Source organism: Nostoc sp. CCY 9925 (assembly GCF_963920935.1).
Lineage (GTDB): Bacteria > Cyanobacteriota > Cyanobacteriia > Cyanobacteriales > Nostocaceae > Nostoc.
In genome coordinates this window covers 1-26,785 of sequence record NZ_CAWUDO010000098.1, presented here as the reverse complement: position 1 = coordinate 26,785, position 26,785 = coordinate 1, and the positions used below count along the sequence as shown (strand labels likewise).

At 35.5% G+C, this 26,785-nt stretch carries 25 protein-coding genes and 1 tRNA gene; 10 read left to right on the top strand and 16 right to left on the bottom strand.

Annotated features, from left to right (window positions below; genetic code table 11):
* Nucleotides 1–31: 31 nt before the first annotated feature.
* The 6 genes from ACM0OY_RS32205 to ACM0OY_RS32180 form a co-directional block, all read right to left on the bottom strand.
* Nucleotides 32–721, bottom strand: coding sequence for a hypothetical protein (locus ACM0OY_RS32205; RefSeq protein ID WP_414572832.1), 690 nt, complete (start codon nucleotides 719–721; stop codon nucleotides 32–34).
* 76 nt (nucleotides 722–797) lie between these two features.
* A complete protein-coding gene (locus ACM0OY_RS32200) occupies nucleotides 798–1,478 on the bottom strand; it encodes a hypothetical protein (RefSeq protein WP_414572831.1) in 681 nt (226 codons plus the stop codon).
* A gap of 60 nt (nucleotides 1,479–1,538) precedes the next feature.
* Nucleotides 1,539–2,009, bottom strand: coding sequence for a hypothetical protein (locus ACM0OY_RS32195; protein ID WP_414572830.1), 471 nt, complete (start codon nucleotides 2,007–2,009; stop codon nucleotides 1,539–1,541).
* A 2-nt stretch (nucleotides 2,010–2,011) separates the two neighbouring features.
* The gene (locus ACM0OY_RS32190) at nucleotides 2,012–2,593 is read right to left on the bottom strand and encodes a hypothetical protein (RefSeq protein ID WP_414572829.1); all 582 of its coding nucleotides are present in this window, start codon (nucleotides 2,591–2,593) and stop codon (nucleotides 2,012–2,014) included.
* Nucleotides 2,583–2,897, bottom strand: coding sequence for a hypothetical protein (locus ACM0OY_RS32185; protein ID WP_414572828.1), 315 nt, complete (start codon nucleotides 2,895–2,897; stop codon nucleotides 2,583–2,585). The genes ACM0OY_RS32190 and ACM0OY_RS32185 overlap by 11 nt, the downstream gene beginning before the upstream one ends.
* Before the next feature lie 91 nt (nucleotides 2,898–2,988).
* Nucleotides 2,989–3,141, bottom strand: coding sequence for a hypothetical protein (locus ACM0OY_RS32180; protein ID WP_414572827.1), 153 nt, complete (start codon nucleotides 3,139–3,141; stop codon nucleotides 2,989–2,991).
* Between the two features lie 256 nt (nucleotides 3,142–3,397).
* Here ACM0OY_RS32180 and ACM0OY_RS32175 point away from each other — a divergent pair, with 256 nt between their 5' ends.
* The 3 genes from ACM0OY_RS32175 to ACM0OY_RS32165 all read left to right on the top strand — a co-directional run bounded on the left by ACM0OY_RS32175 (nucleotide 3,398) and on the right by ACM0OY_RS32165 (nucleotide 7,286).
* On the top strand, nucleotides 3,398–3,604 hold the full coding sequence (locus ACM0OY_RS32175; RefSeq protein ID WP_073640833.1) for a helix-turn-helix domain-containing protein: 207 nt from the start codon (nucleotides 3,398–3,400) through the stop codon (nucleotides 3,602–3,604).
* A gap of 208 nt (nucleotides 3,605–3,812) precedes the next feature.
* Nucleotides 3,813–4,112 (top strand): hypothetical protein, encoded by a 300-nt coding sequence (locus ACM0OY_RS32170; RefSeq protein WP_414572826.1) that lies wholly within the window; start codon nucleotides 3,813–3,815, stop codon nucleotides 4,110–4,112.
* 1,686 nt (nucleotides 4,113–5,798) lie between these two features.
* Nucleotides 5,799–7,286 (top strand): DNA methyltransferase, encoded by a 1,488-nt coding sequence (locus ACM0OY_RS32165; RefSeq protein ID WP_414572825.1) that lies wholly within the window; start codon nucleotides 5,799–5,801, stop codon nucleotides 7,284–7,286.
* Nucleotides 7,287–9,579: 2,293 nt separating this feature from the next.
* Here ACM0OY_RS32165 and ACM0OY_RS32160 read toward each other — a convergent pair.
* Complete coding sequence (locus tag ACM0OY_RS32160; RefSeq protein ID WP_414572824.1) at nucleotides 9,580–9,708, bottom strand: hypothetical protein; 129 nt, start codon at nucleotides 9,706–9,708, stop codon at nucleotides 9,580–9,582.
* A gap of 1,535 nt (nucleotides 9,709–11,243) precedes the next feature.
* Between ACM0OY_RS32160 and ACM0OY_RS32155 the strand changes: the two genes are divergently transcribed.
* From ACM0OY_RS32155 to ACM0OY_RS32140, 4 genes are all read left to right on the top strand, one after another.
* Nucleotides 11,244–11,597, top strand: coding sequence for a hypothetical protein (locus ACM0OY_RS32155; RefSeq protein WP_414572823.1), 354 nt, complete (start codon nucleotides 11,244–11,246; stop codon nucleotides 11,595–11,597).
* A gap of 304 nt (nucleotides 11,598–11,901) precedes the next feature.
* Nucleotides 11,902–12,111 carry a hypothetical protein gene (locus ACM0OY_RS32150; protein WP_414572822.1) on the top strand — a complete coding sequence of 70 codons (210 nt, stop codon included), beginning with the start codon at nucleotides 11,902–11,904 and terminating at the stop codon, nucleotides 12,109–12,111.
* Between the two features lie 40 nt (nucleotides 12,112–12,151).
* A complete protein-coding gene (locus ACM0OY_RS32145) occupies nucleotides 12,152–12,526 on the top strand; it encodes a hypothetical protein (RefSeq protein ID WP_414572821.1) in 375 nt (124 codons plus the stop codon).
* A gap of 48 nt (nucleotides 12,527–12,574) precedes the next feature.
* Entirely contained in the window at nucleotides 12,575–12,910 is a 336-nt protein-coding gene (locus tag ACM0OY_RS32140) for a hypothetical protein (protein ID WP_414572820.1), read from the top strand.
* 61 nt (nucleotides 12,911–12,971) lie between these two features.
* Here the strand turns inward: ACM0OY_RS32140 and ACM0OY_RS32135 are convergent, their stop codons facing one another.
* The 6 genes from ACM0OY_RS32135 to ACM0OY_RS32110 all read right to left on the bottom strand — a co-directional run bounded on the left by ACM0OY_RS32135 (nucleotide 12,972) and on the right by ACM0OY_RS32110 (nucleotide 19,550).
* Nucleotides 12,972–15,188 (bottom strand): peptidoglycan DD-metalloendopeptidase family protein, encoded by a 2,217-nt coding sequence (locus ACM0OY_RS32135; protein ID WP_414572819.1) that lies wholly within the window; start codon nucleotides 15,186–15,188, stop codon nucleotides 12,972–12,974.
* A gap of 72 nt (nucleotides 15,189–15,260) precedes the next feature.
* The gene (locus tag ACM0OY_RS32130) at nucleotides 15,261–17,243 is read right to left on the bottom strand and encodes a hypothetical protein (protein ID WP_414572818.1); all 1,983 of its coding nucleotides are present in this window, start codon (nucleotides 17,241–17,243) and stop codon (nucleotides 15,261–15,263) included.
* A gap of 10 nt (nucleotides 17,244–17,253) precedes the next feature.
* Nucleotides 17,254–17,532, bottom strand: coding sequence for a hypothetical protein (locus tag ACM0OY_RS32125; protein ID WP_414572817.1), 279 nt, complete (start codon nucleotides 17,530–17,532; stop codon nucleotides 17,254–17,256).
* Nucleotides 17,533–17,828: 296 nt separating this feature from the next.
* Nucleotides 17,829–17,901: transfer RNA gene (locus ACM0OY_RS32120), tRNA-Ala, on the bottom strand.
* Nucleotides 17,902–17,928: 27 nt separating this feature from the next.
* The gene (locus tag ACM0OY_RS32115) at nucleotides 17,929–18,654 is read right to left on the bottom strand and encodes an HAD family hydrolase (RefSeq protein ID WP_414572816.1); all 726 of its coding nucleotides are present in this window, start codon (nucleotides 18,652–18,654) and stop codon (nucleotides 17,929–17,931) included.
* Nucleotides 18,651–19,550, bottom strand: coding sequence for a class I SAM-dependent methyltransferase (locus ACM0OY_RS32110; protein ID WP_414572815.1), 900 nt, complete (start codon nucleotides 19,548–19,550; stop codon nucleotides 18,651–18,653). The genes ACM0OY_RS32115 and ACM0OY_RS32110 overlap by 4 nt, the downstream gene beginning before the upstream one ends.
* A 269-nt stretch (nucleotides 19,551–19,819) precedes the next feature.
* Between ACM0OY_RS32110 and ACM0OY_RS32105 the strand changes: the two genes are divergently transcribed.
* The 3 genes from ACM0OY_RS32105 (at nucleotide 19,820) to ACM0OY_RS32095 (ending at nucleotide 22,634) form a co-directional block, all read left to right on the top strand.
* Nucleotides 19,820–21,001 carry an RtcB family protein gene (locus ACM0OY_RS32105; RefSeq protein ID WP_414572814.1) on the top strand — a complete coding sequence of 394 codons (1,182 nt, stop codon included), beginning with the start codon at nucleotides 19,820–19,822 and terminating at the stop codon, nucleotides 20,999–21,001.
* Between the two features lie 289 nt (nucleotides 21,002–21,290).
* Nucleotides 21,291–21,629, top strand: coding sequence for a hypothetical protein (locus tag ACM0OY_RS32100; RefSeq protein WP_414572813.1), 339 nt, complete (start codon nucleotides 21,291–21,293; stop codon nucleotides 21,627–21,629).
* A gap of 192 nt (nucleotides 21,630–21,821) precedes the next feature.
* Entirely contained in the window at nucleotides 21,822–22,634 is an 813-nt protein-coding gene (locus ACM0OY_RS32095) for a class I SAM-dependent methyltransferase (RefSeq protein ID WP_414572812.1), read from the top strand.
* Between the two features lie 126 nt (nucleotides 22,635–22,760).
* Here ACM0OY_RS32095 and ACM0OY_RS32090 read toward each other — a convergent pair whose 3' ends face one another.
* From ACM0OY_RS32090 to ACM0OY_RS32080, 3 genes are all read right to left on the bottom strand, one after another.
* Entirely contained in the window at nucleotides 22,761–23,201 is a 441-nt protein-coding gene (locus ACM0OY_RS32090) for a hypothetical protein (RefSeq protein ID WP_414572811.1), read from the bottom strand.
* Nucleotides 23,202–23,310: 109 nt separating this feature from the next.
* The gene (locus tag ACM0OY_RS32085) at nucleotides 23,311–24,177 is read right to left on the bottom strand and encodes a zinc metalloprotease HtpX (RefSeq protein WP_414572810.1); all 867 of its coding nucleotides are present in this window, start codon (nucleotides 24,175–24,177) and stop codon (nucleotides 23,311–23,313) included.
* Nucleotides 24,178–24,450: 273 nt separating this feature from the next.
* A complete protein-coding gene (locus tag ACM0OY_RS32080) occupies nucleotides 24,451–26,529 on the bottom strand; it encodes a potassium channel family protein (RefSeq protein ID WP_414572809.1) in 2,079 nt (692 codons plus the stop codon).
* Nucleotides 26,530–26,785 lie beyond the last annotated feature (256 nt).

Genomic DNA, 26,785 nt, shown 5'->3' with positions numbered 1-26,785 from the left:
TATCAGTAGAATTGCTTTCTCCTAAGTGTACTTAACTGGACTGATAACCGCTATAATGGTTTTTTCTAGGTATGTTTGGGTGTATTGGTTCAATGCCTTTTCCCTGCCAGACAAAAACCTCTAAATCAGAGTGTAATTGAAAAGCCTGATCGAGCATAAAGTAAAGTACTGTGGTTTTTCCTGTTCTTGAGGGTGCGACAAGTGCCTTACTCTTACCAGGTTTGCCGGCCTGCTTGATAATCTCTAATCCTACATCACGGAAAGCTTTATATTTATCATGTTTGGGGCGATCGCTTAACTGAGTATTGGTTATTGGGTATTGGTGATTGGTGATTGGGTATTGGTTAAATTCCTCTATAAAATCTTCTGCATCATTAGTAGCGCAAAACCCGCGCTTAAGTGCTTTATCAATTTCTAAAGCGGTTTGCTGTTCCCCAAATTGGTTTTTATATTGTTCAAAATGATCACCTTTTAATGTATGGGCAATATATCCTTGCTTTATTGCTTCATCATTTCGATTAGTGTTTTGTATTTTTTTCAAACATTGATACAATATCCACCCTGCGGTTAAAAAACCAGCAGGAGGGAATGCAGTTACAGCCGCAACACCAAAACTAAACACAGCACCACCAATCACAATAAACTGAATCCCATCATTATCTATTTGTTCTGACGCGATCGTTTCCCATTCATTAATGCTTAAATCATCAAAATTAGTCATTTTAAACACCTTTAATTAATTTAATAAAATCACCCACCCCCAACTAATTATTTAAATGGGGGGTGGGTTAGTTAATTTATCTCTGCGACATTTTGAAATAGTATTTTATCTGGGCAAGCCAAAATAAAAACTTCACACATAACTCAACTATAAAAATAGTGAGTAAAAGCTTAATTACATTTCCCCAATCAATCCTGCTAACTTGCCCTGTAATCACCACAAACATTAAATCATCAAACCCACCCTGAACTGGAGGGTAAACCATCATGCAGATTGAAAAATCTACCACATAAGCAAATAAAGCAGCAGTACGGGATCTAGAAATAGTTAAAGCTGGGAATTTGTTGTACCATCTCTTTAGTGCTTTTAAAGCTGGATCATCATTCTCCTTAATTTGGTACTTACTATGGGAATCGCACTCCGATATTACTGATTGCATAAATCTGCGATCGCGTCTCAAAACTATGGGAAATAATTGAATAGTTTGAATCGCGGCCCACAATAAAAAACCTACTATCCAATTAAATCCATAAATGAATAAACCAAGTAAACCACCAATGATCGGAATATCCAGAATTAAATTTATAATGAAAGAATGATTGATCCCATTTCCAGTAATTAATCTAACTCCAACTGCATAAGGCTGGATATTTAGGTACATAAAAAATAGTACCAGTGCTGCAACTACCCAATAAAGAGCATTCACAAGGGTAGAAGATGAAAAAGATTTCTGTTTTTTATTCGTTGCTGTATTCATTTTTCAAGGTTCTGATTGATTGTGCCAATAGTCCTTTGACTAACTCAAAGGACTATTTTTTTATCTGGTGTATCTGACTATTTGGGTGTTTTGATCTGTATTTTTCTTATCAAATGATGGAGGATTACCAGTAAAAGCAGGTTCACCTACTACTGCATTTAATCTTCCATCTCGATCAAAATCTCTTGGTACAAGCTTCCCTGTATTACCTTTGCGATCGCATACTATAGTCCCTCTCACCAGTGCTTTTTTAGTTTTTTGGTTGTAGACTGGTTCACCCTGAATCAAGTCACCCTCAACTAAATAGCATCCATTTGAGTATCTTTGTTCTGCGATCTCTGCCTCTGCCTCTGAATGTTGCTGAGATGCCCTTAATAAATTCTCCTGACTGACATTAAACTGTACTTTCTCTCTTACTAAGTTTGCAGATTGGATATTAGCTTTAATTGCATCTTGGGAGACAAACAAGCAACCTAAAAATCCAATCCCAAAAATAATATTTACTTTGTTTCGGCGTAAAAACTTTTTCACATTTAAATTACTTCCATAATGCTGTTGAGGAATGATTGGGTATTCTTCAATCTTCCTTTTGCTTGCTGGTTCAAAACTGTGAACTTTCCCAGGCTTGCTTGCTCCTTAGATGCCCTTTCAATCATCAAGCTTTCTAATTCAGAAGCTAATTTCTGTGATTCATCATCCAGTTTATTTACCTGATTTTCAGCCCATTTGTTCACTACTTGATTCTTAGCTATTTCATAGGTGTTAATGAGTTTTAAACCGTCATTGAAACCTCTTTGAATCATCAGAATAGTTTCTTGATCGTTCAGTGCCTCATAAATAGCCTGAGTAACTAAATCTTGATGATTCCTAACATCAGCGATCGCTTCAGTTAAGTTTTTAGGATCTGCTTTTGAAATATTCCCAACTGGTTGATCCTGTTGTTTCTTTGCTTCTACTACCTTTTCAATCTGCTCTACAAATTCTTCTGGTACTTCAGAACTTTCATTAAATGTTTTCCCAGGAAATTTAGCTTCAAGTTGTGCAACTAACTTTTTAGTAGTAACAGTTTGTCCAGTGGTAGCGGTTAAAAATTCTGCGGCTTCTTTAATAATCATTGTTTTCACCTTTATAAAAATCTTCTGGTTTTTGACTCATTAATACTCTTGCTTTTCTTTCCCCATGCTTCCTAAAGTAGTATTGAATTCTTCTCAAAATGGGGATATCAAAATTTGTGATCTTCTCAACTTTACTAATTCCACCATCATCAGTACGGAAGCGTTTAAGAGTATCCAAAAATAATGATCCTGCTTTGATGTAGTGATAAAGTTGTTGGCGGGAAATATTTAAAATCTCTGCTGCTTGTTCTCTAGAGAGTAAAATCTCTACTGAATCACCGTTAAAAAAACTATCATTTGACATTGATTCAACATCTATTTAGGATTTTTATTCAAATTTGTACATCAGGTTAACTAAAATTGGTGTCTAATGTGGGTATTTATTATTACACCCTCTATTTATTTTTTAAGTCTGTAACTAATCTCCCACCATAATTAACTAATAGTAATGTGAATAATTGGGAGAGAGTAAAAACACCAATCTCTTTCATTATTTTTTCTGCTTGATCAACATAAGCACCATCTAATACAATTCTTTTTTGACTCATAAACTTATTAAGTTTTAGTTTTTAAATTAGTGATTTAGAAGAACTTTAAAAACAACTAACCTAGAAAGTCTTTGACTTATTACGTCTTTATGTGTTCTCTTTACGTCACATCTTTAATATAACACAATAGTAGCGGAAGTGATACCACGTGTAGATAATTTTTTAACATATTTAATAATAAATAATCTTTTATTATTTTAAAACCTTTGCTGGGTAAAGATGATAGGATTTAGTTAATGTTTAAAGGATCTGAAAAATGGTTAAAGTTGTTTGTAAATTGAACTCAATTATTAAAACTAAAGGCATCAGTCAGATTAGATTATCAGAAGAGACGGGTATAGCTAAAACATCTATTAATAGACTATGCCAAAATAAATTTACAAGAGTAGATAATCATACTCTTGAGGTTTTAGGTGATTATTTTAAATTGGCATCTTTATCTGAATTATTAGAGTATGAATAAAAATTATTTTAAATAAGCACGAACGTTAAATAAAAATTCTACCACTGACTATATTGTGGCAGTATTTTTATTTAAATTTAGGAATAAATAAAAATATGGTGCGATCGCTTAAATTTCTCCACGATTTTTATTCCTTGGTAAATTAATCTGGCATTTTAATGATCGTTTGGATCGTTTGAAACGAACACACAAGGACTTGAGGCGTTTAGTGACTTGCTTATTGGGTAAGAGCGTTTGCCATCGTCTAGACGAAAACCGTATTTTGCGCTATGAGTATATTCTACGTGCATCGCTTTGTCTGATGGTGATTACAATGATCAACGATTTGATAACCCAAGTAATTAATAACAACAACCTGTTTGTGGAACTATTGCTTAATTTTTACCTTGATGGAAATGCTGTAGAACGGCAGAGGATTGAGCATATATTAGTGGAAAACAAGCATGAAGATTTAGGGCATGAGATAGTAAAAAATCTGCGACAGATAGCTGCTTCTAAGGGATTGTAAGGTAATCGGGTAATGTAAAGCATTCAACCCCAGATTAACCCCCAAGAGTGATCACTCAAATTTAACTATGATGATTATGGTTTTTTTTACCTGTGGTGTTGTGGGTTTGTCGAACTGAAAACTTAGTCATAATAATAATTTCTACTGTTTTTTGGAGCGTTATATAGTTTTTGTAAAAATTATGGGAATACTTAAAATGTGGATCAAAAATAGAGATTTATAATTTTTATGCTTGTTAATTTTTTACTAACTTATTCTTGTAATCCTAATTCAAATTTGTTTATTATATTTTTTATAGTTTTACTTATTGGGTTAATCTGGGGTTTATGTAATGATCCTGATATGCCATTTTTTGGTGGTATTTTTATGATGATTATGTTAATATTTTTTATTTGGCTATTTTGGTACGATTGCTATGGTAGAAATAATTAATAAATTTAATCCCTACCCATGTATCGATGGAAAATTACAGGACTTACGCAACTGGCACAGGGCGAATGGTTTTTTGAGTGGCCGAAGGAACCTAACCCTCCAGATCGTAAGTCTTCAAATTCTCCACCTATAGATCCATCAAAAGAATTTATTTTTTACTAATCTTGCTGAATTCACATTGATATGAATAAGCCAAAACTGAAAGGTGCTAATAGCTCGAAGCCTTACTATAATTAGCTTACACTCTTGTAGACGTTAACCTGATTATTATTATTCCTCAGTAAAATAATCAGGTTTCAATATCGAAGCTAAACAGTGCGTCCTTTGGACGAGTGAAACCCTGATTCTTACGTTTATATTTAGGATAGAATCAGGGTTTTAAGTGCGGAATTGGTGGCGATAGCTTCTGCAAATTACAATTAAAACTTTTAAATCTAAAATCTGAATGAGCGCAAACTAACCAATCAGGCCGGACAGAAAACAAAGAACTTTCAAAAAAAAGTTATGACTGTACTTAGAAAGATCGCGCTGATTTTTGTTTTTGGTGACCAGATCACTGATTTTGATCTTTTTTATATAAAAATAATCGGCGATCTAGTCACCAAAAACAGTCATTTTAAGTAGTTTGGAACATTTTTTAAGTTTTTTTTTACACGAATTAATAAACTTGGTTTGATCTTGACGTCTGGGGGCGATCGCTAAACTGATGCAGTCCTTAGTAAGGTAAAAAGCTTATTTTTTCGTAAATTTTAACGCAATAATAAGGGTTTCAAGTGCAGCTTTCCAGATTTACTTTAGGTGCAGTAAGGGTGCGTCCCTTGCCAATCTAAAACCCTGATTCTCTCGTAAAATTTAACCTAATAATCAAGGTTTGAGGGTGCGTCACTTGCCAATTTGAAACCCTTATTACATCGTGAAGATTAACTTAAGAATCAGGTTTTAACCTTGAGCATCCCAGCAAATTCTTATAAATACTTAAGCACGTAGATAAGCAATACTGATATCTTACTGAGATTTTTTGAATAAATCTCTGTACATATAAATTTAAATAAATTAAAGAAATACTTGAAAATGATTGGCGTTGCCAACGCTGTTACTTACTAGTAAAAATTTATATAGCAAATAGGAAATCTATTAATTTAAAAATATTTATTAGTAAGTTTACTGAAATGTATTTGCTAAGTAGTTTTACTATTATGAAATGAATAAATGTGAGGTTATCTTAAGTCAAAAAATAAATGTTGACAACCCATTATGAATCATCTTTACTATGGTGATAACTTAGAAGTTTTACGTAAATATATCAGAGACGAGTCTGTTGACTTATGTTATATAGATCCGCCTTTTAACTCTAAGCGCAATTACAACCAGATATATAATAATATTGGTACAGAAGATAAAGCACAAGCACAAGCTTTTGTTGATACTTGGGAATGGAATAGTATTGCAGAAGAAGGTTATTGTCAAATTCTTGACAATTACCAGGGGAAATTCACATCTCAAAGTATAGCTTTAATTCTTGGATTAAAAGAAGTACTAGGAAAAGGAAGTTTACTAGCTTATCTTACTAGTATTATTCTTAGAGTAGTTGAAATTCATCGAGTTTTAAAGCTTACAGGTTCTTTTTATCTCCATTGTGACCCCACATCAAGCCATTATTTAAAGCTAATAATAGATTCTGTATTTTGCCCTAACGGAGGGAACTTTTTAAATGAAATTGTCTGGTGTTATAGAGGAGGTGGGACACCAAAGAAAGATTTTGGCAGAAGACATGATGTTATCTTAAGATATTCAAAAACAAGTCAATATTTTTTTTATACTAATGAAATTAGAATTCCTTATCAAGCTGAAGGTATAGGTAGAAAAGATGCTTCAATGTGGGGTAAACATAAAGGGACAAATAAAATATATAAACCAAATCCTTTAGGTAAGGTTCCTGAAGATTGGTGGTTGATTAATAGTCTAAATGCTAACGATCCTGAACGCCTTGGATATCCTACTCAGAAACCAGAAGCACTTTTAGAAAGAATTATTAAAGCAAGTAGTAATCAGGGAGATGTTATTTTAGATGCTTATTGTGGTTGTGGGACTACTGTAGCTGTATCTCAAAAACTCAACCGACAGTGGATAGGAATTGATATTACATATCAAAGTATTAGCTTAATCCTTAAAAGACTCGAAGACTCTCACGGTTCTGAAGTATTAAGTCAAATTCAACTTGCAGGAATTCCTAAAGACATGAAATCTGCTGTGGCTTTAGCTAACCGTCAGGATGATCGTATACGCAAAGAGTTTGAAAAGTGGGCAATTTTAACCTACTCAAATAATCGTGCAATTATTAATAATAAAAAAGGTGCTGATAGGGGTATAGATGGATTAGCTTACTTTTTAGAGGAAGGCGAAGGTCACAGAAAAATTGTTTTACAAGTTAAATCAGGTAATGTTAGTTCCCGTGACATTCGTGATTTACATGGGACTATGGTTCGTGAAAATGCAGTACTAAGTGTATTTATTACTCTCAAAAAACCTACATCTGAGATGGTGAGAGAAGCAAATAGCTGTGGAGTATATCATCACAAGGTAATGGGTAGATCTTATCAATGTCTTCAGATAGTGACTATCGAAGATATTTTGCAAAATAATAAACGTCTCGATATTCCACTCAATCTTGAGGTTCTTAAATCTGCGGAAAGGAAATCAGATAACAGTGAACAATTATCATTGTTTAATGAAGCTATTTAACAGAAATAAATAAAAGATTATTACAAATTTTTCTACATACATATATCCTTTAGATGGCTTAGGAGATGTAGTTTCAAAAATCTGTTCGGGAAATGCGATCGCATAAAATAAAATCACACTCTAGAGTTTAAGTTAATCCTGTAGAGTGTGATTTTATTTTTGGTTTAAATTCTAGAAATTATCAATTATCTGGGTAATTCTTATGGTGCGTTAGATTCAACATAATAATCAGGGTTTCAGGTGCGGTGTTGAAAAGTCTAAAACCCTTATTACTTCGTTAAATTTAACGTAATAATCAGGGTTTCAGGTGCGGGACAAAATTTAAGGTAATTAAAAACGATGTGCCACCCTCTAACCTAGTACTGGTAAAGGGTTTAAGAAATTTTATTATTAGTTTTCCGCGCACCTTATGATATTAAAAATTTATTTAAAGTGCGCCGAACTTAACCCAGTACTGGTAAGGGTTTCAGCTATTTTATAACATTAAAGTGCGCCAAGCATAACCCAGTCCTTCTTTATTTAAACTGCGACGAACTTAATCTAGTACTGGTAAGGGTTTCAGACGTTTTAGTGACAATTTCCGCGACGAACTTTGTACTAGGTTAAGTCTGCTATGGTGCTTAATCCAGTACTGGTAAAAGGTTTTAGCTATTCTACTTTCAATTTCGCTATGTCCTATGAGTTTTTAACTAATCTGGATGACGAACTTTATGATGGAATAAGTGTCGCGGTTCTTAACCCTTGTACTGTCTGTATTTCAGCATCTCTAACCTCAAATTCTGCCACGGATTCAAGTATTGAAAGTACCGTCTTTACTCTGGTAGGAATAATCCTTATCCCTGATTTTTATTCCTCCATAAAATAAAACATAAATTTAAGTCTGATTATTATTCCTAGATAAAATAATCAGACTTAAATTTAACTAAGATTATGATTCCTTCGTAAATTAATCAGGTTTAGGAGAGCGATCGCACTTAAAAATAAATCTGGCACTTAAAATTGAATAATTTACCAAGGAATAATAATCAGGGATAAAGTTTAAGCGCGATCGCTCCCCATCATGGGGAAGGAATAATTACGGGTAAAGATGATTTGAGAGTTTTAGATTCAGGTTAAGGAAAGGTTAAAGTTTAAGGGATGGTTGGGTATTTTTAGATACTAATTCGACAAGATTAATACATAATTTTCGACAAGATCCTATATAGATCTAATAAAAATAATCTTGTCGAAAAATCAGGCCGGAATAGTTTAGAACTTCACCAAAAAGATTTATCTCTACTCGCGCTGGTTTGCTCCTACCCTGACTCCTTACCTACCACACTCAGCAGACGATTCTAGACAGCTTAGGTAGGTTTAAGGTACAAAGGTATCATCAAACCAATTTCAGATGCCTTTAAGAGCGATTTTATCCGGGTCTTTCCGCAATCCATAAGATCATAGTTATGAGTTATGAGTTATGAGTTATGGTAATAAGAATAATAACGGCAATGTATAAATTTAGACTAATAATTTAATAATATAAGTTTTTAACTGCCTTGAATAATTGTTACTATACTTAGGTTTTAAGCTTTTTGATCCTAATTTAACTGCCACGGACATATACAGATACTTAAGTTATAAAAATTACATATTTTCAATTAAAAATATAAAAACAGGTTAATTCCGGCAATGGTGGAAGTAGCTGGAAAACTTATGTAGTAAGCTTTACACCCAATCGGGAAATATTAAATAAAGTAGATGTAAAACTTATGTAGTAAGCTTTACAGCCAATTGGCAGAATATTTAATAAAGTAGCTGGAATAGTTGTAAAGTGCGATCCGGTGTTTAACGATGCCGATCAGATTATTATCTGGAATCCGATAGAAGCGATCGCACTTCCACAGTGATCCACATTAATGTGGCATCATGAAAAACTAGAATAAGTTGAAAAGAGGTTTCAAACCCTTTACCTAGCAAGGGTTTGAAACCTCTTACTAGTGCATCATGAGGAACCTGAAACCCTGATTACTTCGTTAACTTTCAGGGACGAACCTGAAACCATGATTACTTCGTTAAATCTCACGTAAGAATCATGGTTTTAGATTTTTCAGGGACGCACCTGAAAATTAATGCAACGGGTTAAGTATGTTTAATTTCCCATTTGAGAAATTAAACATCATATTTTACGTTGTACTTAAAACAGGTAGAATTCACCCTGTTTGGGTTTTCAAGTCTTGACAGCTTAGAAAAGTCTATATGTAATAAGCTTTCTGGTAACTTTCTAGTCGTTTTGGACAGGGTGAATTCTGTCTGTTTAGGTTCCTTGCTCATGGGAAAGTGCGATCGCTTGCCATTGGTGAGCAATTAATTTTATCTCCGGTTTTAACCGGAGATGGGGATAAATAAACTGTTTAAGATGCGATCGCTTGGCAGGGAGGAGCAAAACAGCGCGAGAGTTTAAATCTCTATTGGTGAAATTGATTTAAATATTCCGGCCTGATTTTTGATCAATAGTGTAAAAGTGATATGTTTTTATATCTTTATATGGCGTTTTTACACTATTTAAGTACTAAATTAACCCTAATCAGTAATTAACTATACTTAAAATTACTTAACTCCCTTAAGGTTAAGGGAGTTCACTTAACTAAGTTAACGTGTTGGCGAAACCATATTAAAAACCACTGAAACGATTACTAATAGGAAGTTTCACGAGTTGGCGAGAATTTTAGCTTGGTAACGCTTCCGAAAAAACGATCGCTTGATTGGTTGGTTGAGGTGGTCAGTAGGGGTAGGTGGGAAAAATCAGCGCAGTAGAGATAAATCTTTTTGGTGAAATTGGTTTAACTATTCCGGCTGATTTTTGATCAACTGATTTGGGTTTAGTTTCTTGATCTATTAGATCTATATGGGATCTAAACCCGGATTTTGGGTTTAGTTGCCCTTTTTCATCAGTATATAGGTTCTCATCTATACCTAAATACTTAACTCATTTAACCTTAAGATAAACACTTAAGCGCGTTTAAAAACTTTCCGAAGTTTGATCAATTTATCCCGTTTCTGCCTATCTGCATTAGTTAAAAAAATTTGGCGCACTTTTGGCACACCCTAAAATTTTTAATTTAGTCGTGACATTTTGTCACCTTTAAAGATGACCACGATCGCTCCTATCAAAGTCCTGTTAAATATCCGCTTTCGCAATCTCGGAAGCGGCGACATTTTGCGACATAACCGCGATCGCTTCTATCAAATGTAAGTATAAGTATGTATTCATCCTACATGATAGAAGGTAACATACTTACTTATGTTTATGAACTTTGATTGCTGATACCGAACCCGTTAAACAACGTATTACCAATACTTTTAAGCTTTTTTTACCCAATTTCCCGAACCCGTTAAACAACGTATTACCAATACTTTCAAGCTTTTATTAACCAATTTACCGTACCCATCCAAAACCTTTCACTTTACTGTGGAAAGCTTGTACAGTAAGGTTTTTACAATGAATTGAAATCCACATAAATGAGGAACTCAGTAAAATCAAGGTTTTCAATTAGTGAAACCCTTTCTCATGTCGGAGGGAAGCTTACATAGTAGTCTTTTCCGGCGATCGTCGGGAAACTGTTGATTTAAGACTCTGCATCCCTGCTGATTAAGGAAAGCTTACACAGTAGTCTTTTCCGGTGATTGTCGGGAAACTGTTGATTTAAAATAAAACATAATCAGCAGGGATGCAGATTAAGGAATGCTTATATAGTAAGAGTTCCACCTATAAGTGGAGGTGAAAATATTACTATGTTTATTATTCCTTGGTAAATTAAAACTTAAATTTAACTAGGTTTATTATTCCTTGGTAAATTAATCACCACTTTTAATTAAATTAAGCGATCGCTATTTGTCGTTTAATATCGCACTTAAATCTAAGGGTGACATCTTGCGACAATTAAAAAGTTAAAATAGATAAAATATCTTTTTAGAAACATGACTGCACTTTTAACTAACGTCACTTTAACAGATGCTTTAGTTGTTACGTTTAATCTGACTGGTGACAGCAACGGTACTAAATATAAGTTATTAACTACTGCTGCTGTAGGTAACTCTAGGACAATTAACTATGTTGGCCCTACACCTGCTGATAATGAAGAAGTAACATTTGAAATTATTCAGGACAGTAATGGATCAAGGACTGTAACATGGGGTAGTGCTTTTGCTTTTGGTACTGATATTGCCTCTATTACACTCACTACTACTGCAAATAAGCGAGATTTTGTAACAGCACGATGGAATTCTGATTTAGGTAAATTCTTAATTATGCGTGCAGTCAAGGGATTTTAATAGTAAAATGTGAAAAGTTTAGTTGTACTCCCTATGAGGGATTGAAACAAAACTTATATTGGCACTCCACAACTTAACTTTTCACTACTCCCTATTAGGGATTAAAAAAAACTACCCACCACTTAAATAAATGATGGGTAGTTTTGATTTATGGGCGTTGCATAAATTAAGTGAAAAATAGCTAAAACCATTACCATTATTAAGTTTTATCCCGTTGCTTAATATAAACTTCCCAACGGTTTAGTATTAAAAAAATCATCTAAACCTAATACTGGTAAGGGTTTTATCCCAACGATATTAAATTATGTATTTAGCAGTTGAGATCGCTGGTAAACTTTACACAGTCCATGCCAGAACTTACAAAAGTGCTATTGCTCAAGCAGTAGGTCAAGCAGTTGCAGAGGGTTTGCAGGTGAACAAAACCACACCCATTGAATTAGTGCTTGTTGATGGCGCACCAATAGAAGTAGTAGAAGAAATAATTCAAAGCTATAAAAACTCCAATCTTAAGTAGTGGATCTGCTACTATAGATATAAGGATTTATTATTAAATTATGGACTTACCAATAAATCTTTTAATATTAGAAGATTTCAAAGAAATATTTTTTAATCATGGTCACATATCAATTAAACCCACAAAATATAAACTGAGATTAACTCAATCAGTAGGGAGCGATCGCACTTTAAATTATATAGGTGAGGTTGGAAATTATAATGGTCTACTCCCCTTTGATGGGGAGGGAATAATTATTGAAGTGATCCAAGATAACGAAGGATTAAAAAACTTACATTTAGGTAGTGGTTTTATCCTTCCAAAAAATCTTTTATTAAATTTAAATTTGGAACCATATAAACGTAATTTTATTTATGCTTCATGGTGTGCCGATTTAAAGAAATGGGTAATTACTAATATTCTTAATGGAATTTAGTTAGAATAGGTTTAGATTTTTAAATTAAAAAATTAAGGTAAAAATAAAATGAGCGATATGAATTTAGAACAAGAAATTACTAATCTGAAAACTGAATTAGATAATTTCAAGTTAGAAGAAAAGAAAAAATCAGTAAGAAATGCTTTATATAAAGCAGGTGTAGACGATGCACACCTGGCTGTAAATGCTTTTGGGCAAGATTATGATCTAAAAAATCTTGACCTTACTAATATTAATCAATTAGTAACTGATTGGAAAAATAGCTCTTTTGGTAGTAAGTTTTTTAAAGAAACTCAAATTGAGGAACCTACTACTAAACCAAAGTACATAAAAGAACTATCCCAAAAATTAAAAGAAGGATCGATTAAATTAAAACTGCGTTAAAAAGCGATCGCATAAATAATAAAAACCGTCAAGTAATTAATTAACTACTTGACGGTTTTTATTATTGGTAAAATTTTAAGGGATTTAAACTATTCCCATTCTTCCTAATCTCTACGTGTGCGTGTGGTGCAGTACTCGATCCGCTGTTGCCAGTAGTCCCTATTAGCTGTCCCTGTAAAACTTGTTGACCCACAGTAACAGAAACACTATTTAAATGTGCATACCTTGTTTCCCATCCTCCACTATGAGAGATACTGATAAAATTGCCATAGCGGCCACCACATCCTTTATCCCCTACTCTACAACCAGTAATTACACTACTAATTACACCACTAGCTGAAGCAATGATCGGTGTACCAACTGGGCATCCTATATCTAATCCAGCGTGTAATCTCCCTCCCCTTGGGCCATAAGGAGACGAGATAGGAAATTGCTTACCAACTGGCCTAATAAATTTAGGTGCTGATGGATCAAAATTACTTTGAAGTGGTGTGTTATTCGCATTAGATGAATAGATAGAAGTTGGGTTATTAATTTTAGGTGTAGGATTTTTATTTTTAAGTGGTGAGTATAGTGATACAGATGTACTAAACTTACCACTTTCAAAATTATGTTCAACAGACTCAACTACCCAAAATCGATCAGCTGTCTTAGATATCCCCTTTGTTTTAAATGGTGTATCGGGTGTTAAAATCAGTGCCTCAGCATCAGTAGGAAAATCAGCACTAGCCTTAATCCCCTTAACCCTCTCTTCACTTGATTTGCGCTGATTATCCATATCAACAGTCAAACCATCAGTTTTAGGTGTTGGCAGTGGTCTAGAACTCCCAGAAACAGTGCCTACACTATCAGCACCCATCCCCTTAATATTTTCCCTTCTCTGCTGCTTAATCTCTCCTGTATCAGGATCGATCTCAAATTTTAATTCCCCGGTTGAGTTATTTGATTTAACTGATCGCGCCCCACCACTATTACTACTAGCCTCATGGGAAATGTTGAAATCTAATCCCATGTTTATCCCATACTCTAAAGTAAAGGTTTGTTTAGATTTTAAGATTTCAGACCTTGCAGCGATCGTTACTTTCTTCCCTACAGTCTGCATTCTAAACCCAAGCCTGTTACACTCATCAGCTAAAAATTTTAAATCTGACTTAGCTTGTTGTGGGAAGTATTCATAGTAAGGGCCAGTTTCAGACATCTCTAATGTCATTCCATAAGATTTACATATTTTTTCTGCAACTTTCTTAAAGGTCAATTTCTGATAAGCAGTATTTTTAACTCTTTGTGCCATTACCCAAACTGCTGAACTACCACCAAAAGTTAAAAGGTCTGGATTAAAAAAATCAAAACTTAAACTGGTGTGTATAAAGCTGTATGCAGAGATGGTTTGTCCATTAAAACCTAATTCTACAGTAATTTGACATCCTGACAAACTTTTAGCTTCTGGTAAAGATTCTTGTTTAGGTGTTTTTGCGCTTGAAATTGTAGATAAGACTTTATCTTTAGATGTAGTAGCTTGTGCTTTACTCTTACTTCTATTTGCTACTATTTCTTCTGATTTTTTCTTTTGCTCTAAAGTTTTAGCAGTGGTAATTACTGTTGGTTCTCTTTTACTGACTAATTCAACTTTTAAGTTATTTATTATCCCAATATTTAATGCTGCTTGATATCCTGTTGTATTAGTTAGATAGTTAAAAGCTTTAGTAAATAGATCAATCCCTCTATCAGCTAAGGATGGATTTGGCCCCCAATCTTGTACAGTACAAATACAACTTTTACCATTGGCAGGGTTAGTTACTTTAACACGATCGCCAAAGTTGAGGTAATTAATCATCCCTACAGTTCCAAACTGTTTAGCAGCCGCAGGATTGTTATACCTCATTGCACATCCAAAGTTATTTGTAGGATCTAATCTATTCCCTTGCGATCCTATCCCATCATTAAAAACAGTTCCTTTAGTTGAATTAAAGATTAATTTAGTCTCACCTGTAATAAATGCTTCATCCTGTGATGGGTTTTGATTTATTTCTGGGTAACTAGTTGTATCTGGATAATCTCTAAAATCATCCAAACCATCAACAGATTCTATATAAGCTAAATATTTGTCTAGTAATTCTTTTTTAGGATCTCTTACACTAAACTCGCAATTACTTAAAGCGTATCCCTCATTTAATTGCACCGATGCACTTACTAATTGATTATCACCAATAGTAAAACTTTCTGATTTTACATTACCAATCTTACCTAAAGTTATTTTTATATAAGGTGTGCCACTCATATTTATAAATAAAAAGTAAACAGTTACTTTAAGTTTAACAAAAAATAACTATTTACTTTTTATTAACTATCCCTAAGCCATATTCAATTTATATCTTTCATATTTTTTGGAGATTACATTTATAAATTGATCGGCTATTTCCTCTACATTTGTAGCAGCGGTTTGGATATTAATAGTACCCGAAAAAGTAAACCCACCACTATTACTTAATAATTTTTTCTGTTGATCAATTGTAAGAACAGCCTCTGAACTATTAGCGATAATAGGTTTTGATCCAGGTGGTGATTGTCTATTTTCTCTAATTAAAGCTTCCAACATCCCAGGATTACCATTAGCAAAGTTTTGAGTTAATCCAGGTTGTGCTGTAATTGCTGTTTGTGGTTGCTGTATTCCTGGGATTGAAATATTAGAAATTAATGAATTAATTTTTTCAACAATACTATTAAAAAAACCATTTACAGCATTAACAACATTTTGCCATAAATTAACAGCAAGGTTTGTTAGTTTATCCCAATTTGCAACTACCGCAGAAGTAAAACCAACAACAGCAGCAGCAATCGCCGCACCCATCGCCCCAACACCAGCTATTACGGGAGCTATTAAAGCAGCAGCCGCCGCACCAGTAGCAGCTAGTAAAAGTACTCCTACTGCTTGCCCCATACCGATCCAATCAAGGGTAGTTAAAAACTTCCCTATACCAATAAACAGACCACTACCTATTGATAAAGCAGCATTTCCTATCTTGCCCCAATCAATATTATTGATGAATCTAAAAGCTTCATTTAAAAATTTAGCTAATCCTTCACCAGCGATCGCCCCAACTGCTACCCAATTCGTGTTAGAAAGTTGATCGAAAAAACTATTAGTAATTGATGCAAGTTTTTGACCTAAACCGTCAAAATTAAAGGTTTTTTCAAAAAAGTATTTTAAATCATTAGCTAACTTATCCTCTCTCTCACCTTGCGATCGCTGGATATTAGCAGATTGTTTAAAAGCGCTTCCTGTTAAACTATCCTGACCTATATTTAAAAAACTATTTAAAGTGTCACGCAGATATTTAATTTTTGAATTCACACCTGTAATGACATCTCTCAAAGCAAGCATAGGATCGATCGCTTCAAACCCTAATGCTTTTAAAGTACCTCCAATAGCATTAAGTAATCCATTCTCACCTATTAATGCTGACACACCCTCTTGAATAGCACTAAAAGCTGATTGATTACCTTTAATATCTTGATTTAAATCTCGCATCCATCCGAATAAACCCGTTTGAGGATCGAACAAACTAGAACTAAATCCAGCTGTTAAACCAGCTAAACTTTTAGTTTGAGCATTCAAAACCTCTTGAGGAATACTTGCAGCTTTTTTAAATATTTCTAAACGTTGTTCTACAGTTAATTTCTTAACATCTTTACCCAATTTATCAATCTCTGAAAATAAAGCATTTCTAAATGTAGTGTTCTTCTGATAAAAATCTAATTGGGTTAGTTCACCTTTAGATGCTGTACCACCTAAAAATTTACTCAATGCCATAGCAGCATCAGTACTTTGAACACCTGCTGATTGAGCAAGTAAAGTACCAAATTTGGAAACATCTTGTAATTCTGATTGCAGTTTATTGATGTCTAATGCACCATTTACACCTTTAAGTGCTGGGATGACATCATCAGCGATCGCTTTACCAAAATCAACATAATCGCTTGTCTGTCCAGGTAAAGCAGCAGCTATTACAGACATTTTGGAAGAGAATTCATCAATAAACTCAGTTGCTTGAGCATAATTCTGGCCCGTAAGTTTCATTAAATTACCAGCCACGTTAATATTCTCAAGTTGAATAGCTGATGCTTCTTTTAGACCATCGGTTAGTTTTCCAACAAAACCAGTAATAGCATTGATACCAACTTCTAACCCTTTAATCATTAATTGAGAGTTAAAGGCAGCTACTTGGAAAGCTTTACCTAAACTACCCTCAACAATTTTTGATAAATTATTTAGTTTATTTTCTGCTTGTGAAGCATCACACTCTAAAGCAATTCTTACTATTGATTGAGCCATAAATATATTTTTAATTCTCTTTAAAAAATGCTATTACTTTACCTGATTCTAAAATATACCCTTTAATATTCCCCGATAGGAAAACACCTTTGGATAATGTTAGAGAGGAAAATTCCTGATTATTTTCCAAAATAATTTTATTAAAAACAGTTTTCTCAACCATATAAAGGGTACAAAAATCACCCTCAACTAAATTGGAATCATCTGTTTTAATAAAATTTTCACTAATCTCAGGATCTTCCGAAAATGATAACCCTGCTAATGCTAAAAGTGAAAAAAGTGATTGCATATATTATTAATTATATCGATAATGATAAAATATAGTAAAATTCACCATAAATAATATAAGTTAATACTGTTATAAACAGTGTTAATTTATCTATTTTGATGTTTTTTCTACGACAAATTAATACTTCCAGGGTACAAAATTAAATAATTATGGTGAAAACTACCATAATTATTGGAATCTTAAAAACCATTAAGATTATCCAAACAGCGATCGCATCTGGTGTAAATTTATGACAGATTTAGGACAGATGAGAGATCACACCTTAGATTTTAAGGTATTATTAGGGGTAGGATGTATGGAGAATAGGGAACTCGAATCCCTGACCTCTGCGGTGCGATCGCAGCGCTCTACCAACTGAGCTAATTCCCCTTAATCAATTCACCAATAAGTATTCTATCATTCAGTTACTGATGGCTGGGACTGTTTTTGAGAATAAACTTCCTGGACGCGTTCGAGTTCCAAATCACTGAGGTAATCGACAGTCCAGTTACAGCAGCGCTGAAGCATGTGGAAGGGGTAAGTATTCGCTACACCCACCACTTGCATGTGCGATCGCTTTGCTGCTTGAATACCAGCTGGTGTATCTTCAATTGCTAGACACTCTTGCGGTTGAAGATTCAATTCGGGATATTCTTGGTTTAAATGTTTCACTGCCAGTAGATAACCATCGGGTTCTGGTTTACTGGCAGTGATGTCATCACCCGCCACAATAATTTTAAAATGTTCAGCCAGTTTAGCCCGATTGAGTACCAGTTCTATTTCTTTGCGAATAGCACCGCTGACTAATCCTAATTTCAGATTGCGCGATCGCACTTGAAATATCAAGTCTTCTACACCTGCGTATAAAGGCAGTTTCTCTATTTTCTCTAGTTCTAGTGCGTAAGCTTGGGCTTTGCGGTGCAGCAACTGAGTTAAATATTTTTCTGTAACGACTCTACCACGATTGGCGAGTAGTTGACTAAAACAAGCGCGATCGCTGCGTCCTAAAGAAGCTTGACGCTCATCAACCCGCTGGGGTTGGAGATTTTCTTGAATGAGAATCTCATCTATCAGTTGCAGGTGAATTGGCTCATCGTTAATGATGACACCATTAAAATCAAAGAGAACTGCCTTTAAACTCATGCGATTATGCCAAATGCTGGCGATCCAAGTTCCTCCAAATTATTATTATCTATTGTGGTGTCTATTGACGTTGCAGCATATTGGCGGACATTTTCAGATGTTATCGGTTTAATGCCGCTAGTTACCTGATTTATCCACCAGACATCTTGGCTTCGCACTGCTTCAAACCCTGCTGCACCCATATTCGCTTCAACGCTACCATTGGCATACTCACGAATATATGGTTCTTCAAAAAGGTCATTGAGCCATTCTAATTGACGCAGAGTCTTTTGATTGCCATCTTGAATTAACACTTGTCCTCCAGTTACCAGCAACCGGAAACTTTCTTGCAAAATTGCTAGTGACACTGCATCTGGTATTTCGTGAAATAGTAAAGAAGCTGTCACCAAATCAAAGGAAGCATCACTCAAACCAGTTTTCTCAGCATTCCCGTGTCGCCAGACTATATCTAAACCAGCAGTTCGGCTTTTATCTTCTGCCCTTACCAACATATAAGGTGATAAATCCAAACCAATAACTTCGGCCTCCGGAAAAGCCTGTTTTAACATTAAAGTAGTGGTACCCGTACCGCAACCTAAATCAAGTATGCGTCGTGGTTTCACCTTCACAGCATCAATTAAAGCCTGACGAACAACAGTTTCGCTAGGCGGCAGAACATATTGGGTTATGGGGTCGTAAGTCACCGCTGCATCGGAGGTGAGATATCCGCCCTTAATCCCGTGAAAATTTTGGCTGCTGTAGTACGATGGAATTATGACATCAGCTCGTCGAAAGCGATCGCCTTCTTTCTCCCAATCAATACTCTGTTGATAACGCCGCAACCCATCTTCATCAATGAAAAAACGCGCTACAGGCGATAAAAAACGTTCCCAGATTGTATCTTGACGCACTGCCATAGGTCTGTAAAAAGTGTAAAGAATGTTTTAATCATAGTTATTTTCTTTACAAATTTTAATACATATTTTCATTGTGTGGCGATCGGGCTGACGCTTAAACCCGGACTATACTACACTTGTAATATAAGATGGTTTTTCTAAGCTGGGCATTGATAGTGTTGACTGAGGAGTTTACTGTCCTCCCTCTGCCTCCTGCCTCCTGCCTCCTGCCTACCTGATGCCAAATCACCAATCTAAAAACTAAAATTAAAAATCCAAAATAAAAAATTATGCCCTACGAAAAGTTAGAAATTACTACACCAGCACCCGTTTTATCTTGGGCGAATCACGCTTTGGGGCCAGAAGAAACCAAGATGGCAAAGAATGTGGCATCGCTGCCATTTGTCTTTAAGCACGTAGCTTTAATGCCAGATGTCCACTTAGGTAAAGGTGCCTTAGTTGGTTCTGTAATAGCAACCAAAGAAGCGATTATGCCTGCTGCTGTGGGCGTAGATGTGGGTTGCGGTATGAGTGCTATCAAAACGCCATTTACCGCTGAACAATTAGAAGGTAAACTCAAAAAAATCCGCCTAGATATTGAAGCAGCAATTCCTACAGGATTCAACGAAAACAAAGACGTTGAAAAATCTATCACTAACTGGCAAAAGTGGAATGATTTTAAAGACTTGCATCGCGGTGTACAAGACCTCCAAGGCAAAGCGATGAAACAAATGGGTTCTCTGGGTGGAGGGAATCATTTTATTGAAGTGTGCCTCGATACAGAAAATCAAGTTTGGTTAATGCTGCATTCCGGTTCCCGCCACATTGGCAATAATCTAGCTCAGTGTCACATCAACACAGCCAAGGAATTAGCCAAGATGGCAGGTGAAAAATTACCTGACCCTGATTTGGCTTACTTTGTCGCTGGTACGCCAGAATTTCAAGCATACTGGCACGATTTACAATGGGCACAGGAGTATGCGCGTGTCAACCGCGATGTGATGATGGCGCGTTTTAAGCACATAGTCGAGAAGCATGTCGCAGGTGGAAAGGCTACTAAACCTTTATTGCAGGTGAATTGTCATCACAATTACGCTGAAAAAGAAGTGCATTTTGACGAGGATGTGTACGTTACTCGTAAAGGTGCAGTCCGCGCCCAAACAGAAGATTATGGCATTATCCCTGGTTCAATGGGGGCAAAGTCTTTCATTGTTAAGGGTAAAGGTAATGCCCACAGCTTTTGTTCTTGTTCTCATGGTGCAGGTCGTTTATTGTCTAGAAATAAGGCAAAAAATGTCTATACACTTGATGATTTGATTGAGCAAACTCAAGGGGTAGAATGCCGGAAGGATACTGGCGTTTTAGATGAAATTCCCGGTGCTTATAAACCCATAGAACAAGTGATGGCAAATCAAGCGGATTTGGTTGAAGTTGTAGCAACGCTCAAGCAAGTTATGTGTGTCAAAGGATAAATTAGCTAGGTGGGTAATGCCCACCTTTTTGATTTTTTTTAATCCAGAGTTACGCCTAAAAATAATATATGACTGTGTTAAGTGCATCAATTGAACAAATTGAGCAATCAGCTAATGCTAATGAAAATAAATTAATGAGTCGTCGTATATAAATTAAACGATATTTCTTCCACCATCAGAAAGATGTTGCACCATCACAAAGAAGGTGACAATATAACTAAAGACTAATTAAAGCAAATCTTTTATTTTATATAAAAGTGATAGCTTCTGTCAAAGGAATTTTTCAACTATGAAAAACAACGATAAAAATACAAACACTTTTTCAGATAGTTGCAATAATGACTTATTCTTTGAATTAAGTGATTATGAAGCATCTATAAATTCCGGCGGGTTTGATATCACTAACAATCTAAATAACAAAGTAAATTATTACAGCTGGGATGAACCTGGTGGAATCAAAAAACGTACATTGCAACCAGGTAAAACTCAAGCGTTTAAAAACGAATACATTCTTTACGATGGTGATTTAAGTTCTGGTTTCAATCCTGTCTTATTTGAGCCACCATCACGTAATGAGAAATACAATTTTGAAAGAGATGGAAATGATCTAGAACTTAATATTGTCTAGTGGTAATAACAGAGCAAAACTCTTCTTTACAATTTTGATTCCATCATCTCTACCCTTTCACACCACAACCTATGTTTTTAATAAGTGATGTAAATGTCAATTTACATCACTTATTTATGGTGTAGTCGGCACTAATAAAAATTTTTAGCAACTATTTATTTTAATATTTCAACAGTCTAAAATGAGAATTTTATGCCAAATAACCAATACGAGCAACAGTATAAGAAAAATGTAATTGATTTCTTTGATAGCAGAACTACCTACGATAACGATCGCACAATTCATCGCGCTCTCCCTTTACTAGATTTAGTCCCACTGCAAAAGGGACAAAAAGTATTGGATATGGCAACAGGTACAGGTATCATTGCCATTGCTGCTGCACAACTTATCGGTTCTGAAGGAAAAGTAATTGCAGTGGATTTTTCTTCAGGGATGCTAGCTCAAGCACAACAAAAAATTGAAGAGTTAGGCTTACAAAATATTGAACTAATAGAAGCTGATGCTGAGTATATTGACTTTAATGATGAAAGTTTTGATGTTATTCTTTGTTCTACAGCAATAGTATATTTTAAAGATATTCCTGCTGCTTTACAGAAATGGTATCGTTACCTGAAACCAGGAGGAATCGTCGGTTTTTCTTGTTGCTCTGAAGAATCTTGTGGAACGCCACTGATTATTGAAATTTGTGGCAAACATGGCATTTCACTGACGAGTATTAATGAGCCAACAGGTACACCTGAAAAATGCCACCACCTGCTTGCAGAAGCTGGTTTTGAAAATATTGAAGTGAAAATTCAACAACTAGGTTACTACCGTAATTTAGACCAAGCTGGAGAATGGAATGGAGGCTGGTTTCATCCTCAAGAAAATCCGTTGTTAGAGGTTTCCTCAGAGCAAATGGCAGAATTGAAAACAGAGTATCGTCAAAAAATTGAAGCAGAAGCGACCGAGCAAGGATCTTGGTATGAAAATCTGACTTTTTTTGTAACTGGTCGAAAGCTTTAGAGTAAACTATAAATTTCTATTCTATTGAGTTTAGCTGAAGTTGTTTGGTAGGTTAATACTAAAACACAATAGGGTAGCACAGCTAACTGTGCTACCCTACATTGATTTGCGATCGCATCACCGTATTTAATTTTGAGAGTAAGGGTGATTGAAGGCATCCCAAGCAGCTTTGGCAGCTTTTTGTAGGCGATAATTAAAGTCAACTAAATCTTTCATCATTAAGTACCAGTTTCTCTGAGCTTCATCTTGAATTATCGCCCAAGCATTTTCTAACTGAACGCGATCGCGTTCCATAACTTTTCTCCCTTCAATCAATTCTCTTGCTCGACGCACAGCATTTAAATAAGTTTCGCGGGTGAGAGTACCTGCGGAATCAGCCTCAGCTTGAGCGCGTCTTCTTAGTGCCTCAATCAGTGCTTTGGTTTCGCGCTTTACTTCATCACTTTCACCAGCCATTTCAAGTTCCACTAATTCATCAGTTTGAGAACTGATTTCTACAATTACTGTGGTGGATTCAGTAGATTCAACAAATGTAGCTTCAATGGATTCGATGTTGTTAGAATTCATAGTTAAAACATCCTTAATTGCAAAGCTTACTCTCGAATCAGAATTGCACTCCGTACTGATTAATTATTCGTCCTCTATCCTTAGTAAATGAGCAATGATTAATGACTAATTAAGCTTTTGTTGTCAGTTGTTGTTCTAATTTTAGTAATGCTGCAACTCGCGCTTCTGTAGCAGGGTGACTGGAAAATAAGTTACCCAAAAATTGTCCAGAGATGGAATTGATAATTAATAATGGCTCGAAAGCTGGATTGGCGTTTAAAGGCATCTGTCTTGCCGTAGCTTCTAGCCTTTGTAGCGCTCTAGCTAAAGCGCGGGGATTATTAGTTAATTTAGCAGAACCAGCATCAGCAGAGAACTCTCTTGTGCGTGAAATTGCTAGCTGAATGATTGTTGCAGCCAATGGCGCAAGCATTACTGTTAATAAAACACCCAAAGGATTTCCACCTCTGTTGTCATTTCGTGAACCACCGCCAAACCATAAGCTGTAACTCACCATTTGTGCTAGGAATGAAATAGCCCCAGCTACTGTGGCAGCAACCGCTTGTGTCAGGGTGTCACGATTAATAATGTGGGTAAATTCGTGGGCGATCACACCTTCGAGTTCGTCCTCTGGTAATATATTCAAAATACCTTCAGTAACAGCAACAGCAGCGTGTTCTGGATCGCGGCCTGTAGCGAAGGCGTTAGCACTTTGGCTAGGAACAATATAAACTTTGGGCGTAGGAATATTAGCACGACGAGACAACTTTTCCACTATTCGATAAAGTCCCGGTGCTTCCCTTTCACTGATAGGTTGTGCCTGATATACTGCAAGGGCAATTTTATCTGATTGATACCAGGAAAACAGATTTGTTACTGCTGCTAAGCCGATTCCAATTAATAAGCCACTACTACCACCAATTACCCAGTAACTAATTGCTATCAAAAGACCACTTAGTGCAGCTAGTAAAGCAGCTGTTTTGAATTGATTTCCCATATTTTCGCTCTCCTGCTAATGCTGTAGGGTTTTTCTAGAAAACAGCATTGATTAAGCCACACTTTAATTGTATCTAGCTAAAATTAGATAGTATGATGCAGAAAACCTCTCCAATATGTACGGCTTTCACCCTGCACTCGTGAAAATATCATTGAATTAGGATCTTGCTTTTTCGGTTTTTTAGGATTTATTTTGCATCAAAGATAACAAAATACGATCAAAAATTGCATCTGTCTCTAGTCATACATTATATATTTAACTGACAAGATGAATTTAACGATCTGGATCATCAAAAATGGGTTTCAACCGAGCTGTAACTCTTAATTTAGTTAGCCTCCGCACTAGGCGCAGAGCTTGTTGTTTATATAATGCTTTTGGTAGTTGTCCAGGCAAATTATCCATCAACTTTCTGGCTGTGCCGATGTTACATCCAGAAATTATACTTATTTCGTTAGCGCCATCAAAAATAGCATCTTGAGCTAATGCTTTCTCAATCTCTAATTGCCAAGTTCTCTTAAACATTTCGCCCCGCTCAATGCGCTGAAGACTATTAGTATTGGCTAGAACGATGAGGCGATCGCCAACAGCAAGTTGTATATTATCAGAAGGCATTAACTTGACTGGCGATCGCTTCAGGCTTTGGTATAAAATTGGCACAACTCCATAACCATAGGCAACCTCAGCCAAGAGTAATCCGTTGAGTGTATCACCAGCTTCGATGGTGTACTCAACTACCAAAATAGTTTGAGCATCAAAGTTAAACAAGCTAAGAATATTTTCTCCAAAAGCCGCAGCTGCAAAAACTTCTGCGGAAATAGCAGAGGTGCAAATAACTTGAGCATAAGGAAATAACCGCGCGACATTATCACGAAAATTTCGGTCGTAAGTCCTAATAATCACACGAGTTGTAGGACTTTGAGCATGTACCATCAAAGCTATTTCCAAATTTTCCATGTCATCGTCTGTAACTACAACCACACTTTTACTATTAGCAAGATTCACTCTGCCTAGAGTATCGGCAATACTATCAATAATTAGTGGTATTTTGTGGAAAAAATCGGCGTCGAGTGCTGTGCTACTAATACCCACTAAAGGTTGTTTAAATTCTTCTAATAAAGCTGCAACTCTTTGACCGACTCGATTTAATCCAATCAGTACAACATGATTTTTTAGCGGTATTAATGGTTGGTAACTCTTGAAAAACTGAAACCTTGAACTTAAGAGAGCATCAGTGAGCAATGCATATAACACCCCAACAAAACCTACACCCGTTAAAGTTAGTCCCAGACTAAACAATCGCAACCAACCTGGCATCTGTTCTGCTTGTTCTGGTGGGGTTCTAAAATTAATACCGCCAAATAAATCTCCGTATCCTCCTAAAAGTAAAACAGCAGTACCATAAAATGCTTCTACTATGTTACTTTCAGGATAATTTAAGATATAAATAACTGTTCCAAGACACCAAAGAAAAAGTACTGTAAGTCCGCAAATTATTGCCACCCGCAAACTTTGAGAACTATTTAATTGTCGCCAGAAATATGGAATTTTCTGTTTTAAATTCTTCCATGCTGTGCCCAATGCAATTTTTTGCCATAACTGCTGCCAATTATACTGAGACTTAACAGCAACTTTTTTCAAACTCTGAAGCTGCTCTTTAACTTCAATATAAATAATAGTATCATCCGGGCGTAATTTTGCTTCTGGTTCCCACTGATGAAATTCTTTAGAGAAAAGAGATGAATCATTAACGTGATGTAATACCCGACGATGTAGAGTATTGAGTTCGTATATATGGAGTTTATTGCACCAGTTATCATGCATTTTAATTTGGTGCTTGACTACCCGAAATTGGTGGTGTTCCAGTTGGAAGTAGCCAAGATGATCGTCTCCAAGGGCTGCAATAGCAAAGCCAGAAGCAGAAATTTGATTCGGCTCAAAGGCAATAAAATTACCAAGAGTCTGACTTAAAAGTTGATTGAGATTTTGTTTATCAGAACGTATGACTAAACGAACTTGAGGATTTAAAAGCCTTGCTGCAAACGCAGCTTCTATATTTACTCGTTCATTCCCAGTGACTAAAATGATAGTTCGGCACTGAATAATATTTGCCTGTTCTAAAACACTCGCCTCACGGCAATCTCCGATGAATAAATTTTCTAATAAATTTAATAAATTTCGTATTTGTAAATTTTTAGGTTGTTCTACATCGATCGCATTAACAACAACACCATACTCTTTAAGGATAGCAACACAATGCTGACCCAAACTTCCTAGCCCACAAACTAAAAACTTATCTAGTTTTGTGTGAGAATTTTCAACAGACTGGTGATTAGTTTCTGATGATGACACCATACTATGCCGCTGATGGTAGACACTCCGCCCAGGCGTATCAGATATTGCTATTCTAAGCTTTTGAGTGCGTAGTCATAAAGATTCCGAGTCTATAGCTTGTGCTTAAGGAACTTGAAAAAATAAAAATAAATTATCCTACTTAAATTTGTTAACCGTTGACTGTTTACTGGCATTGTCACTCGATGCAATAACATTGTCACTCGATGCAATGGCATTGTCACTCGATGCAATGGCATTGTCACCCGATGCAATGGCA